The sequence below is a fragment of the Candidatus Woesearchaeota archaeon genome (assembly GCA_016188115.1).
Classification (GTDB): Archaea; Nanobdellota; Nanobdellia; order Woesearchaeales; family GW2011-AR9; genus JACPIK01.
In genome coordinates this window covers 1,397,463-1,412,742 of sequence record JACPIK010000002.1, presented here as the reverse complement: position 1 = coordinate 1,412,742, position 15,280 = coordinate 1,397,463, and the positions used below count along the sequence as shown (strand labels likewise).

The following is a 15,280-nucleotide window of genomic DNA, read 5'->3' as shown; positions in this document are numbered from 1 at the left end:
TAAATAAATTAGAAAAATGAAATGTCTTTAGATATTATTCAAGTAAAAGCACAAATAAGTACATTACCAAAAAATATCCAAATTGCGTTAGTGAGTCTTGCTGAAGCAATAATTTCTTTACGAGGTACAAAATGCAGTTTTATTGATGTTGAAAATCGATACAAAAATTTGTGGCAGGAATGTAAACGAGTCGGTTTGGCTAACTTAATTCGATTACAACAAGATATTGCCAATGCTGAATTATATTTACAAAGAGGTAAAAGTAAGATTATTACAGAGGGATTTACATTAAACGACATAGAAAAATTAGAACAAAATTTTAAAGCAATAATTGTAACAGCACTTTCTCGTCGATAAAATAACATAATGGGACCTACATTTTTATAACAAAAGCTTTATAAAACATATATCCTGCGAAATAACTGTTTGAATCAATAAAGGTTTAAATATACCTCTTCGAGCCAACTTGTCGAGGTGGTGGGATAGATTGGGGGTGCCAATTTGGGACGAAATAAAGCTATTTTTGATGTATTTTTTAGAGAGAAACCTGCGATGATGCTGGTTGAGTTGAAAAACGCGAATGCTGGAGTATACGCTTCTGTTCTTGCAAAACAAATTGATTGTACATATTCTCACGTGGTGAAGATCTTACAAGAGATGCAAAAGGCAGATTTAATTAATTTCCGCAAAGAAGGACGTTTAAAATTACTCGAACTTACCCGCAAGGGAAGAGATGTTGCGTCCAATATTGAAAGTATTCGGACAATGTTGTAAGTTTGTTTTTTTATTCTTGTTTTCTTTTCATTTTCTGACACAATTACCAGAATAATGCTTGCTTCCAAAGAGAGTCTGAATTATATCTTTTGTATGAGCCGGGAGATGATTCATTCCTTCGAGAAGCGTTTCTAAAAGCTCTGCTCCCTGCTGACGCGGACCTGCCCAATGATTCCGACTAAATCGATCCACCTCAAGTTCGCAATCGATGACCCCATCGTTGTAGAAACGTACATGATACTCATTAATTCCATCTAAACTAGGTGGAATTCTCTTTATTAGTCCGGCAGTTTGACCAGGAAAAACCAATTGCCAAGGCGTTCGATGAAAATTCAGACCAAGTAATTGCTCGAAAAAGATTTTTTGATGCTCTGCGCGTTCGTCTTTTGCAAAATGCCCAACGTAGACATGAGGCAAGAGAAGAGCACAAGGGTAGCGAGTTGCACCATATGCAAGATCAAGTACATAATCCGTTTTGCTACGAGAAGACCCCATACCTAAATCAACGAATAACTAAAACTGGGTTTAAATGTTAAAGTCTGTTCTTTTCCCACATGATCACATAAGACGTTGCTGGTTGCTTTCATGGAAAAGTTATTTTTCTTGGCATCTAAACAGAAAGCAACGTCTTCGCTGCCAGTAGAAGATTCAGAGTTATATTGATGAAATGAAAGCGCAAACAGGACATGACGTTTAATAAGCGTGCAACCAAGACCACAAATAAGGATGTCAAATGCGCCTTTTGAAACTGCTTGTTCTTGACTAAGAGTTTGCACACTGTCTTTACCATGTGGTACATAGACCGTAGGGATAATATCAAATTTACCCGGCGCAATTTGTTGACGTGTGAGATAAAGACCAGAGGCAATATCGCTATTGAGCGCAATAAGTTGTTCGATAACATCTTTGGGAGCCATGACGTCGCTATCTAAAAAAAGTAGGAAGTCATAATGGTGCTCGAGAAAATAAGCGCGAATAGTATTTCGATTTTGGATAATACGTTCGATACGTGTGCCTTTGGGGGCTTGATGCAGTACAGTGAGATTGCCATAGGGAACTTTTACTTGTTCTAATTCTTTGGCATAGTTCTCATGATCACTATTGTCAACAACTAAAACATCGGCGTTAAGATAGGTTAATGATTGAATTGATTGAATGAATTGAAATTTACAATATTTCTGCCCATCAAAGGTAGGAACACCAATCAGAATTTTTGGAAGCATGTTTTAATGGAAGAAGTAAGTCTTTTTATGGGTTGTGGTGATGAACAATATTTTGGAAAAAAAGAGAAGTTGAAAGAGCAATAAGAGAAGAAATGGAAAAAAAATCAAAAACAAACGATCTATTCGAGATAGATCTTAAGTTTATTCATGTCGAGTTGCCAATCTTGAGCCATAATTCCTTTCGCTTTGTAATATTTGGTCAATCGACGGATTTTGGAATTAGTAAGAGTTAAACCGCGAATGGCAGTCATGTCTTGCTTATTCTTGTCCATGTGTGCGCGAATGTCAATAAGGCGTTTGATTAATGCCATGACATCATCGGGAAGTTTTTTGGTTAAGTTGTTTTCTGCAACAATATCCGCAACGCGTTTGCCAGTAAGGGCATGAACACTTTGGATACCATAACTATCGCGAAGAATCATACCAATTTCACTTTTGGTTTTTCCCGTTTTAGCATATTTTACAACGAGTTTTTCTACTTCGCTTTCTTTATATGGAGCCCATGTTGATACTTGTTTAATTGGGCGTTTACTTCCACTTTTTCCTCTTGCGCGGGAATGCATACGAGCCATGTTTAGTTCACCTAATGTTAGATCGAGCTGAGAAGTGTTATGCTAGTTGATATCTAGACTTTCCCAAGTATGCGTAAGCGTTAACCGACGCACCTCTCGAATAATGCTTGGGAGTAGGCTTTATTTAAAAACCTAATGGTCATAAAAGGGGAAACCACAAAGTTTATTAAATTAAAGACACTTTCTGATTTATAAAGAGGTGTGTGAGTAATGTACGATAAATATCCTAAAAAGGATTCCAATATCAAATTCTACATAGTAATGGGTATCATTGTGCTTGGTGCGGTAGCGTTACTGTTTGTGTTCAAAGATGGAACCATTACCGGTGGAGCCATAAGTGATACCAGATCTGAAGAGAGTTCACCTTCTAAATCAGGATCAACATTATTTGGTGATAGCCAAGAGGCAGAAGAATTTAGCAGTGTATCTACTGATGATAATCCTTTAGAGAAAGTGTTTAAACAAGAAGTCTCACGAGGTACTCGTGATGTTCCAGTCACGTTGTCGTTTAATAAAGTTCCTGCTCTTTCCAAGAAAGTGAGTGTAAAACAAATGGAATTAGTGTTTGACGATTTAACAACCTCTATCCAAGTTAATAATGATCGGTTAGAGTTGAATAATTTACAGGGTGTTACGTTAGATATTGGCGATTTTGAAGGAGACTTTGTGTTAAGTGGCTCTTCATTATCTCTTGCAGGAAAAGCACGTCGCATTGGTGTGAATGGTGTTGCGTTGGAGTCAGGCAGAGATATGGAGATTGTTATTTCTGATTTAACATTTAAGAAATTAGATGTTGGTCACGTTGCTCTCAAAGATGTGGTAATGCCTGCTGGTGATGGGACTCTTTCGGTAGGAGGTAAGTTAACGTATAATTTGGTTAACGAGAAAGCAGCAGTGTATTATTTCACTGGTTCAATGGTTGTTGGTTCTGGGGATGCCGTATTTAAACTAGAAGGAACAACACGAGGAGCCAGTGTTGATGGCGATGTTGTGACGATTAGTGTGAAATAGATTTTTTAACCTATATTTTATAGAATATAAGTGTTTATATACTTTTTTCTTATTTTTCAGTAGTAAATGTCAACGTTTCGAACTTTAGATCGGTTGTGTGTTCTTGAAGATAATGTAGATCTTGTGAGGAGATTGCAAACTACTGTAAGCCACGGCGATTTGGCTATCGAAGCGTATAACCTGCGTGCAGTAAGAGATGATCCCCGGGTTTTGTTAGGGTCAAGTATTATTGGGAAAGGGATTGCCATTGTTGATTACCATATAGAACAAGGCGATGGCGTGACGGGGTTAGATGCTGCTGAGAGCATTACGCGACGTCTCCAAAAATTATATGAAGAAGACCCGCGCGACCCAACAATCTTTGACGAACGAATTTCTCCGTTAGCGTTAGTTTTTGTTACTACGAATCCTTATGCGATTTTTAATGCTCCTGCTGGAACAGAAATCGACTATCTTGGTCGTTTACCAGATGGGAAAAATGCACCTGTGAATGGGCGTGTTGCAAATTTAGCTGGAGCAGAGGTATTCTTCCGACAAAAAGGGTTTGACCGAAATGGAAGTGTTGTTCCTTATGAGGTAGGCGTTAGAGAAATTGCAGAAGATTTAGATCGATTTTATACTGCGATCAGAGAAGGAAAATTAGAAGAACCCCAGAATTTACGTTACTGTAATCCAGGATGGATGAATAGAATGAAAGCAGATGATAGTGTTTGAAGTAATAGAAATCAATTGGTGATTAATATGGCTACAATACAAAATGTATATATGTTAGAAAATGAAGCAGCAAGAGTCGAGGATGCAGATAGAGCACTTTCTCCATTAAATGTTAGAGTAGTGCCCCTTCCTTTAGCTAATGCATATCATCCTGAAAAATTCATACAAACAATTCAACCAGGTTCAATGTTTATTTATGATGTCCATATTGATCCGCAAGGAAGAGTTGGAATGGGAGATGGTGTTGAAGCAGCACGTTTATTAGGTTCAGAATTAGTAAAACTCTACGAGTCACAAAAACATAAGCCGTCACAGACTCGTTTAGGTCTTTACTTACTTTCATTTGTTACAACTGATGCTACGAGAATTTTGAATGTCGGAGCAGTGAAAGAAGGAACAGTTCTTGACGCAAATGGAAACCCAGCTCGTGCCGTTGGAAAAGTAGTAGGTATCGAAGGGATTGATGTAACATACCGCAAGAAACATGGCGTTCCAGGATCAGACAGAACAGTGACATACGGTCAAACTGTGGCACAGCTGGTGCAAGATGCAGAACGACATTATAACGCACTTCTTGCTAAAAATCCATTACCTAATTCGCCGATCCGAATTCTTAACCCTAGTTGGGTGAGAAATTTAGAAGATCGCCTACAAGGACAAGGAGACGATATTTAAATTTTAATTTCTCTCTTTTTTTATTTATCTTTACTATATAATTCTATAACTGTTGCTGCTCCATATCCTGCTGCTTTTACTGGACTTTGCCAACGAAGATCTCCGCCCATCACATCAACCACCATTTTACGACTGCTGCTAGCACCTACGGCACTTCCTTTATCACCTTTTGAACTCTTGGCAACCCCAGCGTTAAGATCCCCTAAAATATTTTCAGGAATAGGAGCTTGCTGATAAATGATAATGCGCTCTCGATAATGGTCCTCTCTATCTAGGGTGCTACAGTGAATACGAAGATTTGAGTCATAACCATTTTCAACACAGCCTTCTATGGCATTATTAACTAAATTGAATAAAACCATCTCCAATAAATTTCCATTAACACTTACAGTATGTGAATCATCTGGGGAAGAGTATTCAATAGTTGCAGAAGGAAACCGAGTTCTTACTTTTTTGATTACACGATCAATCGATTGACCATAAGCAACATCAGTTACTTGAGCAACGGATTCTGGTTTCATAACCTGACGAAGACGTAGAACTTGTTCATCTATTGCTTGAACTTGATCTACAAGATGGGATGCATAAGATCGGACTATGCTTTCAACAGAATCTTCTAATAATGGAGATACAATTTCTCTCAATGACCGTTTATCTTCAACAAGATTGGAAGGCAAAATTTCCTCCGCGGGAGAATATAGAGATTTTAATACTGCTCCCCCCGTAGTGATTAATTCAGCTCGAACTACATTAAACGCATTGATGATATCATGAATAGAAGTGCGAAGATATTCCCCTACTTCTTGGTTACGTGCAACCATACGAGCATTTTCAAGTTGCGCTTCTAATGCGGCACTACGTTGGGATTCTGCTTCTCTTTCTGCTTCGGCGGCATCGGCACGGGCAACGGCGGCAGCAAGAGTAGACCTATATCCTGCTTCTCGCGCTTCGTCTGCTTGTCTTTCGCTGGTTAACAGTCGCATTACTGCTTCTTGCGAAGTTAGTACTGCTTTTGATTGACGAGAAGGGATATGACGTCGGGAAAAATCAACGATGGCACGTCCGATACGGTTGAACCACTCTGCTTTTTCATGATATTCTAAACGATAGATAAAAACAGGGCCGTTAGTTTGATGATAATTACTCAAGTCATACTCAACGCCGCGAGTAGCTAACCCTAATTTTTGTCTTTCTGTCTGAGGATCAAATGGTGATTGGATGCAGCGAATTTCTAATTTTTTATATGCTGCGATTTGTTCCAATCCTGCAACAAGTACACCCAAAGTATATTGATCACCTAATGGAGAGATGTCACAACCAGGGAAATATTCAACACGAATGTTAAGGTAATTGCCCCCATATCCTGCTCCACTCACGCTAAGAAATCTATTAAGCGCAGCATTAGCTGGTTCGAGTCTGCTTTCAAGTAATTTGCCTGGATTAGCGCCAAATGCTTTTGCTAATCCTTTTTGGATGTCAAGAAATCCGGCTCGTAGAGGATTTAGATCTGGAACAACACGAACACTACGACCTGCATTAAAACATGCAAGAGGATCATTAGTAGTGCGGACTAAATTGTCAAATAACTTAAGTCGAGTTTCGACACTGCCAAAATGACGAGGGTTCAGTTCTAAAATAGCATAGGCTTGACGTGCTTGAGCGGAAAGAACACGATCAACTGTAGGAGGAAAAACATGTTCATCAATACTCATCCCTTGAGTAGGAAGTTCTATTCCTTGAAACAAGCCATTGAGGAACTGTGGGTTGAGAAATTCAACGTATTTTGCTAATGCTAACCATGTTCGATGAGCTACCGCATTCTCAATATCGACTTGAGGAGCATTCAACGTGGGAGAACCGTATTTCTCGATAAGTCCATCAAATGACTCTCGTGGTGCTAGCGCAGCCCCCACATTGAAAATAGGCATAAAATGGTTAAATTGGGACTGGTATATAAATATTTTGAACTTTCACCCCCCAATAATAGTGAAGAATGTTTTTAACAGTACAAGGCCCTTATTTGTAAAGAGAGGTTGATTTTCATGCGCATCGTTCTTAAATCTAAAATCCATAAAGCTACAGTCACTGAGGCAAAGCTGCATTACATTGGCAGTATCACGATTGATGAAGTCTTGCTCAAAAAAGCCAATATCTGGCCTGGTGAAAAAGTGCTGGTAACGAGCAACACCACTGGTGCTCGACTCGAGACATATACCATTGCTGGTCCGAAAAACTCAGGTGTTATTTGCATGAATGGCGCGTGCTCTCATTTGATTAAGAAAGGACATGAAATAATTATAATGGCGTTTGAGATTACCAACAAACCTATTAAACCAAAGTGTATTCTTGTTGACAAGAAAAATAAATTTGAACGGTACTTATAATGGGACGTATTAAGCATGCACTAATAAGAAATTTACCTTTTTCTATGGTGCATAAACAGTTGCAAAAGCAAGGCAAAGATTACGAAGCATTCAAAGCACAATTTCTTGATCTTGAACCGGAGTTTGTTGAAACATTACAAGAACGCTATCTTATCCACTCGTTTCAACTTAACGCGCAACGTATTCCTCACTACAAACATTTTCTAGAAAAACATAATTTTGATCCACGCAGTGTTAAAACAAAACAGGATTTCTTAACAAAAGTTCCCGAAACGAATAAGCATGGCTACGTATATAGCGCAAAAGAACTCTCGACAATGTGTATTGATGGAGATTATCATAATATTAGTATGATTGTAAAAAGTTCAGGTCATTCAGGGAGACAATGTTATTGGGCAAAATCACATGCAGAAGACGACTTTGGAAAGAATGCAATTAGTGTAGGGTTAGATCTTAATTTTAATGTAAATACCAAAAAAACATTAATTATTAATGGATTTATTCTAGGAAGTTGGGTTACGGGATTAAATTTTAACGAGTTTGCGTCTCGACATAACCCAGTGATTAATATTGGTCCTGATAAAGATGAAATTTTACAAACAATTAATGATATTGGAAGTAAGTTTGAGCAAATCTTGATTACGGGTTATCCCCCATTCATCAAAGATTTTGTGGATTATGCAAATTCTCTTAAATTCAATTGGAAAAAGTACAAGGTTCATTTTATTGGAGGAGGAGAAGATTTTCCTGAAAGTTGGCGAGCATATATTCATAAAAATGCAGGAGGAGCAAAAGTGCGATCTGGTTTTGGTGCATCAGACATTGGCATTCTTGGTGGAACTGAAAATGACGATACTGTTTTTATTCGTCAATTAGCTGATGCGAATCATGAGTTTCGACGGGCAATATTTGGTGATGTGGATGAAACACCTATGCTCTTTCAATATCCACTAAATTTGTTTGTCTTTGCAAATAAAGATCGAGAGTTAGTGTTTACAACAATTCTACCTGAAGCTGCTCAACCCGTCATAAAATATAATTTAGAAGATATTGGTGGGACTTATTCTTATCGGCAAATGGAAAAGTTGTTGAAACAGTTTAATATTAATCATACAATTACGCTTCCTCTTCCATTCTTTTTTATTGAAGGACGAAAAGATGGCCCTCTCAAATTTAATGCTTTTATGATTTACCCAGAGAATATTGAAGAGTGTATTTATCGCAACAAACAAATTGCGCAAACTACATCAGGAGCATTTGTGTTTACAACTAAATTTGATGCTAAACATAATAGGCAATTACATATTGAATTTCAACTTAAGAAGGGAGTTAATGTTTCAACTGCTCTCACAAAAACATACGAAACACTTGTCATGAAAACACTTCAAGAGGTGAATGAAGGATATAAAGCAACATGCCATAAGATGGCACATTTAGCAACACCAGTTATCACATTATATCGATTTGATGATTATCCCCATCAATCAAAAATTAAGAATAGATATCATGGATAGATTAATTTTTGAGGATTACTTTTTTTGATTTAGCCAGTTTACAAACGTAAGAAGATTTGCAGTGTACGCTTCACGGGTTTGCGGCCTGGTAAAATCATGATCTGGTTGGCCTGTAAGAGGGAGGGGGATTGTAACTGTAGCATGATTTACTCTTGATTCTGCAATCAGAATAGAATTATTTTCAGGTGGAACAAGGGTATCATGTGCCCCATACAAAAGCATTATAGGACCAGAATATGACGCGGCGTATTGGGTTAATTCTTCTACATCCGGCATACCACTAAATCCAGGAAGAACGTGATGACGAACACTTTTGCTGATGAATGGATTACTTAAAAATAATCCGGCGATAGGTGACTCATCTGCATCAAACGCACTGGAAACGGCTAATGCCACGGCTGCACCATAAGAATGTGCCGCAATAATTATTTTTTGAGAAGTGAAAGAAGAGGAGGAACCCTGATGAGAAGTAGTGAGATTTTCGATAATATCTCCTAAGTCAGATACATGATCTTCAAAGTTGACGTGACGAAAAGCCCCTAATTGTCTTACTGAAGCCAGAAGAGGCGAGCCAAGTACCTTGCGTACATCTTTAACATGTTCCCACACAGAATTGTCGCGTCGAAGGGAGTAACGGCAAGTTGCATATCCCTCTTGTACTAATTTTTCCGAAGCATTGCGCATAAATCCCCCATTCCCATGACCTGGAAGCCCATGAACGAAGAGAACCATATACCCATTTGAGCTAGATTCTGGAGGAGTGATTATTGGAACAGGAGTATAGGCTGCAACTAATGGATGTAGCAGATGAGAAGGATCTGAGGGCATATATTTTAGGAAAAAAGCTTATTTTTAAAGCTTTGTAGCTTGAATAAGCTGTTTTTCTATGAGAAACCGTTCAATTTCATGACTGACCATACGAGGATGATCTATGATTACATGATGTTGAGCATTATGTAAAATTTTGATTTCTGCATCTTTTTTAAGGTCTTTAATAATGTAGGAATATTTAGGAGGAATGACTTTATCATGATCCCCAGCGAGTAATAGAGTGGGTATAGTGAGATGACGCAAAGAGGTGAATATTTTGCTCTTATTGCTAAAAGCAAACTCTTCAACATTTTCAATTGTTTTTACTAAACTTTTGATGGGAGTTAGATGAAGCAGATGAAAGAGTAAACGTAAATTGGAAAGACCGCCTTTGTCAGAGAGTTCAATATCAGGAAGATGAGAAAAGTGTTTTTGACGAGTTGGTTTGTGATTAGCAATAAAATGTAAAAGATGTGTGGCATATGGTCCTAAATCAAAAAGTTGATGACGCTGAAAGGGATATACGCATGTACCTTCGACAAGAATAAGAGAACAAGGCGCAGTTTTATGATAATGCATACAATAATGAATGGAAAGAGCCCCGCCAATACTATGACCGATAAGAACAAAATTTTTTATTTTTTCCGTTTGAATTACTTTGTGTAAGTCGCGAGTAAAGCACATTACTTTATATTTTGAGAATGCGTCAGGCATATCTGAACTGCCGTGACCACGCATATCAATGGCAAGAGTTGAATATCCACGACGTTGGAAATGTTCCATTTCCTTACGCCATACGGTCCAATTACCACCAATACCATGGACGAAAACGAGTGAGAGGGGTTTTGAACCTTGAGAATAAACGTAATGGATTTTTGTCCCATCAAATGAACGTAATTCTCTCTCTATCACCATTTTAAGATTGATGTGAGTTAGGTATATAAAACTTTCAGAAAGAGGTGAAGAAGGGAAAATGAGGGAAAATTAAGAAAAAACAATCTTATTTTGATTAATACAATCCTTTTTGAGCTAATTCTTTTTTCTTTTCTTCTCGACGGTAGGCAGCATACTTATCTTGCGCAGAGTATTTAGGGGGTCGAGGTAAAATTGTGACAAGAGAACAAGAAGGACATTTTTCTTCTAGGGTATACTTTTTACAATGCGGACAAAAGAGAATATTTGCGGACATGGCAGGAGATAGTGTTTAGCAGAGGGATAGTAAGAGTAAGTTATAGTTATGATTATACTTAGGATTAGGTTTGTTCCGCTTTCTCGCGTTCAACACTTCCGGTTGAGACTTTATCAATGAATTTTTCTACAAGATCTTGAATTTTTTTGAGTGTTTGCTCTGCGGGTTTGTAATCAAAATCTTCAATAGTGAGTTTATAACGTCCAGCACCAAGATAAGATAAACTGATCGTATCAGAGATTTTCTCAATGGAGTGAAGGGTCTGTTTGATTTTTTCAACACCAGCAGTAGCAAAAGTAGAAAGACGAATTTCTCCAGTAAGAATAATTGTTTTCGGCTTGAATTTATCGATTACGGCTTCAGTAATTTCATCGGCAAGTTGTTTTTTTATGCCAAGGGATTCTAGAGTTACTTCGCCAGAGACGATATCACGAAAACAAAGATGAATATAAGCATAATCTTTCAAAATTTTAGGGGAGATTTCTTTGTAGATTTCTTCAGCAGATCGTTTTAGCTTCTTAGCAATATTTACAAGAAGCTGCTCTGCTTTAAGTTCCTGTTTAATTTCATCTAATTTTTGACGTCGTTCAGTAGAGTTAACACGACGAAGTGAAAGATCAATATGGCCTCGATCTTTGTATACTTTGAGAACTTTACATACAATTTGACGGTCTTGACTTACATAGTCTCGCAGGTTGCGAATACGACCTGGCGCTACTTCAGAAATATGAACTAAACCAGAACGCTGTTCATATTCTAACAAATCTACAAAAACAGAGTTAGGAAGTAATTTTGTGACTTTACAAAGCACTATCTCTTCTTCAGGAGGATATCCAATTTTCTTGTAAAGCATAGTATTGGTCTGACAGTTCGTTCTTTATAAATGTTATGAGAATTCTAATTATATCAAGAGAAGAAAGATAGCTTAGAAAATAGTCTGAAAAAAATATAAATTTATTCTAAAAGTTCGAGCACGCGACCAGATACTTTTGATTTCCCGCCAGTAGGATATGCTAGTTCTTTGTTGCAAACAAGGCACATAACAACAGTACTGGTATTGCCAAAAATAATTTGTTCATTTTTACACTTAGAGCAACGAACTTTGATAAATTTACTTTTTAATTGAGCAACCATAGTAACACCTAGATTAATTCTACCCGTTTGGAACGAATTCCAGAAGGTTGACAGGAAGATTTTTTACATTCATTGCAAGTGTAGCGAATATCAGTTTTTTTGGTATTCTTTGCACCAGCACGTTTGAATTTAGTAACGGCAGGTTTGGAATAACGTCCATGGCTTCCTACTCCACGTGCAAGACCACGTAAACGAGATCGAACTTTTGAGCCACGACTTAATGAGCTCGCAGCTTTACGTTTGTTGAGAGCAACTTTTTGTTGAGTATGCTTCTTACAGTGCTTACAAAGACGAGTAATTGTTTTTGGGATCTTCATGGTAATATCAAGCTAAGATAATGGGTTATTTAAAAAGGTTTCTACAAACGAGGAGTTGTTCAGAAATAATACCCCGTTTTAAACTGTTTCACGCCATTAAGAACAGACAAGATTAAACGTGCGTAAAATGGTTCGTTTAATGGGGGCTAAATCTTCCCCGCGTGCATCTTGTTGAGCAAGACGAGATGCAAGTTGCATGAGTTGAGGATATGTCAAACAAACATCTAGATTGATTTGCTGATTTTCTTGGAGAGAATCTTGTTGAACAAGAGTTATTTTATCTATGATATTGTTATTGTTTTGAGTTAGAACACCATTAACATTATCCACTTCAACTATAGCAGTCAAGATAGGTTCGGGAATTTGACGTAAAAGAGAGATAATGGTTGTGCGTAACTGGTCAAAATCGTCCCCCGACATAATTCGCCAGGAGTTTAGATGGCGAAATGGATCTAACGCAGTATTGAGTTCTGCACGAAGTTGAGATGCGAGACGAGGGTCTTGTTGTTCTAAGCTAGTTAACGCATTGTCGAGTGTTGTTAAATATTTGAGATCATCAATTCCCTCGCGTACAGCCTCCCATTCTAATGTGGGGATTGGCCCTTGCGCTGAAGGATAGACTGCCATTTGAGAAGCCACATACCCGTCTCCTTTTTCAGTTAGTTCATCGTACATATACGCACTATCAAATGTGTCATAGGGAGAACCATATCCAAAACCGGGACTGCCTTGATGGGAATACGCATATGGCTTAAAACCATAGATATAATTTCGTAAGAAATATGCCAGAACTCCCGTATTATACCTTGCGTAAAATGGTTTATGCATCCCTATTTGCCAATAATACATTTCTTTTGCATTTATTCTTGGTGCGTCTCGTCCATTGATGATATCTAAATACCGCTCAAAGCCGCGACCTTCATGCGCTTCATTTGGAAGAGCAATAACTGCATAATCAGGCCCAGTGGTTACAACTTCAGGTCGTACGTTTCGTAAAGGGGCATTTTGATATTCTAGATCATACATTACACTTTGAGGATTTTCATATTCTACTGCAGTCTGCCAAATTAAAGAACTCATAACTTTTGCGCCCGCTTGATGATAATCATACAGTTTAACAAGAATGTTGGCGAAGGTGTTTTGAGCATATTCATTTTTTTCATCAAACGCATAAAGAATTTTCTCAAAACCTGCCTGTTGTGTGAGTTCGAGTTGTCTTTCAATACTCATGCCTCGACCGCCTTTGGCAACAGTTTGATCAACTATTCTAAAACCAACATTACGGGCTAATTCAAGCGAACGACGTAACCCTTCTTCACTCATTGGCTGCGAATTTAACTGAACTGCGTTAAAACCATGTGCCCGTATATCGGATAATTCAGCACGATATCGTTCTTCACTAATTTTTTCAAATACGGGAGCGCCCACAGAAGGAAGAGCCCCTAGACCAAGATAATTGCGGTAATAAATAGAGCGAACTTGATTTGGTTCAACAAGAGTGAATGGAAGAACTTCTATAGAGAGAGGGATTGTTAATGGAGTTGCAAGAGATGGGCTTTGGAGTGCGATAACTCCTTGATAATGACCAGCAGGAGTATCTTGAGGAACATGAATTGTGAGCCAAAATTGTTTGGATTCTCCAACGGAAATAGTAGTTCGAAGTTGAGTGGCTATGCGAGGAGCAGTATAGGTTCCATCGGGATTATATCTTTCTAATGCTTTTAGATCCTGACCATCATCATACACCAACATATCTGCGACAAGAATGCCTTTTTCATTAATACCAAATTCGTCCCATTGAAGTTTGGATTGTCCTAATGTAAAACCTGCGGCAGAATTAGCTCCAAATCCAGCACGAGTCCACACTTTTACAACTCGTAAATCGATATTCTCAATAGGAATAGAATTCCCTGCTGCAGATCTCAAAGAGGATATTTGGGCAGTCACATCTCTAAGAGGTTCATTTTGTGTAAAAATAGCAAAACTAGTAGGTTCATATTCTCCAGGGGTTGCAGTGAGAGAGAGGCTTTCGATGATCTCAGAGGGTTGTGGCTTAGTGGAAGGAAGGAGTGTTGAATAAGTCCCTTTATCTGTAAAGAGAGGTTTTTGATAGAGAACAACATCATCAAGTACTTCGCAATAAGGGCAAACAGCAGTAACATATTCTGGTGAAAAACTAAGTTGATCTATGAGCGTATTTCCTGAAGATGCAGAGCCTTTAGCAATAATAACTCGCGTATTGGGAAATAAAGAGGGCAATTTAGCAATATGTCCTCGCTGCCAGGTTGCTCTCAAACCAGAACTGTCTTCAAAAACAAAGTTACTCTTTCGCAGTTCTTCACCATCAATGAATACTTTTACATCATCAGGAATACCTGCTTGGTTGCGCTGCCAACTAAAAGTAAAGTGATGCCATTCGTCAACAGTAAGAGGTTTGTGGACAATGTATTTCCATTGTAGTTTATTTGCTGGAACATTGAGGTTATCGTTGCGAGTTGATTGCACAACCATCTCCCCATTTGATTTATAGAGAACAGCAAGATAATTTTGATTGTTTCCCGTTTCAAAAATCTTTAACAGTTTTACAGGAGCAGTGATACTTGGTTCCATGATTGGATCTAACTTAAACCATAATGCAAGATTTCCCGTTTGACTTTCAAAAGGATGGTTCTCAAATGTGAGGTATGCTGCATTGGTAATACTAACAGCTTGATTATTATATCCTAGCACAAACGGAGGAGGCTGATTTGCTCCAGCTGAGCCAACAAGGACACTATTAGGAGCAGAACAACGCAATGAACCATCTAATTCACAAACTGTATCCCTTATGGGTACAGCAAGACCCGAAATAGAAAGGAGAGTTAAGAGTAATAAACAGAGAAAGAGAACTCTGTCTAGTTTTGTTACAGCATAAACCTCTTTTCTTTTCATCTATCTCTCGAAATAGGTATCTTTTTGAGGTA

At 38.1% G+C, this 15,280-nt stretch carries 18 protein-coding genes; 7 read left to right on the top strand and 11 right to left on the bottom strand.

What is annotated here, in order from left to right; translation table 11 throughout:
• Positions 1-21 precede the first annotated feature (21 nt).
• Together HYV86_07605 and HYV86_07600 are read left to right on the top strand one after the other, a co-directional pair.
• Positions 22-357, top strand: coding sequence for a hypothetical protein (locus HYV86_07605; GenBank protein MBI2573705.1), 336 nt, complete (start codon positions 22-24; stop codon positions 355-357).
• Positions 358-501: 144 nt separating this feature from the next.
• A complete protein-coding gene (locus tag HYV86_07600; GenBank protein ID MBI2573704.1) occupies positions 502-774 on the top strand; it encodes a winged helix DNA-binding protein in 273 nt (90 codons plus the stop codon).
• A 27-nt stretch (positions 775-801) separates the two neighbouring features.
• Here the strand turns inward: HYV86_07600 and HYV86_07595 are convergent, their stop codons facing one another.
• From HYV86_07595 to HYV86_07585, 3 genes are all read right to left on the bottom strand, one after another.
• On the bottom strand, positions 802-1,269 hold the full coding sequence (locus tag HYV86_07595; GenBank protein MBI2573703.1) for a hypothetical protein: 468 nt from the start codon (positions 1,267-1,269) through the stop codon (positions 802-804).
• A gap of 2 nt (positions 1,270-1,271) precedes the next feature.
• Positions 1,272-1,997 (bottom strand): glycosyltransferase family 2 protein, encoded by a 726-nt coding sequence (locus HYV86_07590; GenBank protein MBI2573702.1) that lies wholly within the window; start codon positions 1,995-1,997, stop codon positions 1,272-1,274.
• Between the two features lie 119 nt (positions 1,998-2,116).
• Complete coding sequence (locus tag HYV86_07585) at positions 2,117-2,569, bottom strand: 30S ribosomal protein S15 (protein MBI2573701.1); 453 nt, start codon at positions 2,567-2,569, stop codon at positions 2,117-2,119.
• A 210-nt stretch (positions 2,570-2,779) separates the two neighbouring features.
• Between HYV86_07585 and HYV86_07580 the strand changes: the two genes are divergently transcribed.
• The 3 genes from HYV86_07580 (at position 2,780) to HYV86_07570 (ending at position 4,969) form a co-directional block, all read left to right on the top strand.
• Positions 2,780-3,580: a hypothetical protein gene (locus HYV86_07580; GenBank protein MBI2573700.1), complete on the top strand. Its 801-nt coding sequence runs from the start codon at positions 2,780-2,782 to the stop codon at positions 3,578-3,580.
• A 66-nt stretch (positions 3,581-3,646) separates the two neighbouring features.
• Complete coding sequence (locus HYV86_07575) at positions 3,647-4,294, top strand: hypothetical protein (protein MBI2573699.1); 648 nt, start codon at positions 3,647-3,649, stop codon at positions 4,292-4,294.
• A 27-nt stretch (positions 4,295-4,321) separates the two neighbouring features.
• Positions 4,322-4,969, top strand: a complete 648-nt coding sequence (locus HYV86_07570; GenBank protein ID MBI2573698.1) for a hypothetical protein — start codon at positions 4,322-4,324, stop codon at positions 4,967-4,969.
• 20 nt (positions 4,970-4,989) lie between these two features.
• Here HYV86_07570 and HYV86_07565 read toward each other — a convergent pair whose 3' ends face one another.
• Positions 4,990-6,897 carry a hypothetical protein gene (locus tag HYV86_07565; GenBank protein MBI2573697.1) on the bottom strand — a complete coding sequence of 636 codons (1,908 nt, stop codon included), beginning with the start codon at positions 6,895-6,897 and terminating at the stop codon, positions 4,990-4,992.
• Between the two features lie 114 nt (positions 6,898-7,011).
• Between HYV86_07565 and HYV86_07560 the strand changes: the two genes are divergently transcribed.
• The gene (locus HYV86_07560; protein MBI2573696.1) at positions 7,012-7,353 is read left to right on the top strand and encodes an aspartate 1-decarboxylase; all 342 of its coding nucleotides are present in this window, start codon (positions 7,012-7,014) and stop codon (positions 7,351-7,353) included.
• Entirely contained in the window at positions 7,353-8,867 is a 1,515-nt protein-coding gene (locus HYV86_07555; protein MBI2573695.1) for a hypothetical protein, read from the top strand. Before HYV86_07560 ends, HYV86_07555 begins: the two co-directional genes overlap by 1 nt.
• A 15-nt stretch (positions 8,868-8,882) precedes the next feature.
• Here HYV86_07555 and HYV86_07550 read toward each other — a convergent pair whose 3' ends face one another.
• The 7 genes from HYV86_07550 to HYV86_07520 form a co-directional block, all read right to left on the bottom strand.
• Positions 8,883-9,695, bottom strand: a complete 813-nt coding sequence (locus HYV86_07550) for a hypothetical protein (protein MBI2573694.1) — start codon at positions 9,693-9,695, stop codon at positions 8,883-8,885.
• A 24-nt stretch (positions 9,696-9,719) separates the two neighbouring features.
• On the bottom strand, positions 9,720-10,592 hold the full coding sequence (locus tag HYV86_07545) for an alpha/beta hydrolase (GenBank protein ID MBI2573693.1): 873 nt from the start codon (positions 10,590-10,592) through the stop codon (positions 9,720-9,722).
• 94 nt (positions 10,593-10,686) lie between these two features.
• Positions 10,687-10,866: a ribosome biogenesis protein gene (locus HYV86_07540; protein MBI2573692.1), complete on the bottom strand. Its 180-nt coding sequence runs from the start codon at positions 10,864-10,866 to the stop codon at positions 10,687-10,689.
• A gap of 64 nt (positions 10,867-10,930) precedes the next feature.
• Complete coding sequence (locus HYV86_07535) at positions 10,931-11,719, bottom strand: S1 RNA-binding domain-containing protein (GenBank protein ID MBI2573691.1); 789 nt, start codon at positions 11,717-11,719, stop codon at positions 10,931-10,933.
• A 101-nt stretch (positions 11,720-11,820) separates the two neighbouring features.
• Positions 11,821-12,000, bottom strand: a complete 180-nt coding sequence (locus HYV86_07530; GenBank protein ID MBI2573690.1) for a 30S ribosomal protein S27e — start codon at positions 11,998-12,000, stop codon at positions 11,821-11,823.
• 8 nt (positions 12,001-12,008) lie between these two features.
• Positions 12,009-12,317, bottom strand: a complete 309-nt coding sequence (locus tag HYV86_07525) for a 50S ribosomal protein L44e (protein MBI2573689.1) — start codon at positions 12,315-12,317, stop codon at positions 12,009-12,011.
• A gap of 96 nt (positions 12,318-12,413) precedes the next feature.
• Complete coding sequence (locus HYV86_07520; protein MBI2573688.1) at positions 12,414-15,248, bottom strand: hypothetical protein; 2,835 nt, start codon at positions 15,246-15,248, stop codon at positions 12,414-12,416.
• Positions 15,249-15,280 lie beyond the last annotated feature (32 nt).

Excerpts from the sequence above, each read along its gene's own strand:
- HYV86_07605 (MBI2573705.1), top strand. The coding sequence starts at position 22 with ATGTCTTTAGATATTATTCAAGTAAAAGCACAAATAAGTACATTACCA.
- HYV86_07540 (MBI2573692.1), bottom strand. The coding sequence starts at position 10,866 with ATGTCCGCAAATATTCTCTTTTGTCCGCATTGTAAAAAGTATACCCTA.
- HYV86_07560 (MBI2573696.1), top strand. The coding sequence starts at position 7,012 with ATGCGCATCGTTCTTAAATCTAAAATCCATAAAGCTACAGTCACTGAG.
- HYV86_07585 (MBI2573701.1), bottom strand. The coding sequence starts at position 2,569 with ATGGCTCGTATGCATTCCCGCGCAAGAGGAAAAAGTGGAAGTAAACGC.
- HYV86_07550 (MBI2573694.1), bottom strand. The coding sequence starts at position 9,695 with ATGCCCTCAGATCCTTCTCATCTGCTACATCCATTAGTTGCAGCCTAT.
- HYV86_07520 (MBI2573688.1), bottom strand. The coding sequence starts at position 15,248 with ATGAAAAGAAAAGAGGTTTATGCTGTAACAAAACTAGACAGAGTTCTC.
- HYV86_07580 (MBI2573700.1), top strand. The coding sequence starts at position 2,780 with ATGTACGATAAATATCCTAAAAAGGATTCCAATATCAAATTCTACATA.
- HYV86_07590 (MBI2573702.1), bottom strand. The coding sequence starts at position 1,997 with ATGCTTCCAAAAATTCTGATTGGTGTTCCTACCTTTGATGGGCAGAAA.
- HYV86_07565 (MBI2573697.1), bottom strand. The coding sequence starts at position 6,897 with ATGCCTATTTTCAATGTGGGGGCTGCGCTAGCACCACGAGAGTCATTT.
- HYV86_07525 (MBI2573689.1), bottom strand. The coding sequence starts at position 12,317 with ATGAAGATCCCAAAAACAATTACTCGTCTTTGTAAGCACTGTAAGAAG.
- HYV86_07555 (MBI2573695.1), top strand. The coding sequence starts at position 7,353 with ATGGGACGTATTAAGCATGCACTAATAAGAAATTTACCTTTTTCTATG.
- HYV86_07545 (MBI2573693.1), bottom strand. The coding sequence starts at position 10,592 with ATGGTGATAGAGAGAGAATTACGTTCATTTGATGGGACAAAAATCCAT.
- HYV86_07575 (MBI2573699.1), top strand. The coding sequence starts at position 3,647 with ATGTCAACGTTTCGAACTTTAGATCGGTTGTGTGTTCTTGAAGATAAT.
- HYV86_07595 (MBI2573703.1), bottom strand. The coding sequence starts at position 1,269 with ATGGGGTCTTCTCGTAGCAAAACGGATTATGTACTTGATCTTGCATAT.
- HYV86_07570 (MBI2573698.1), top strand. The coding sequence starts at position 4,322 with ATGGCTACAATACAAAATGTATATATGTTAGAAAATGAAGCAGCAAGA.
- HYV86_07530 (MBI2573690.1), bottom strand. The coding sequence starts at position 12,000 with ATGGTTGCTCAATTAAAAAGTAAATTTATCAAAGTTCGTTGCTCTAAG.
- HYV86_07535 (MBI2573691.1), bottom strand. The coding sequence starts at position 11,719 with ATGCTTTACAAGAAAATTGGATATCCTCCTGAAGAAGAGATAGTGCTT.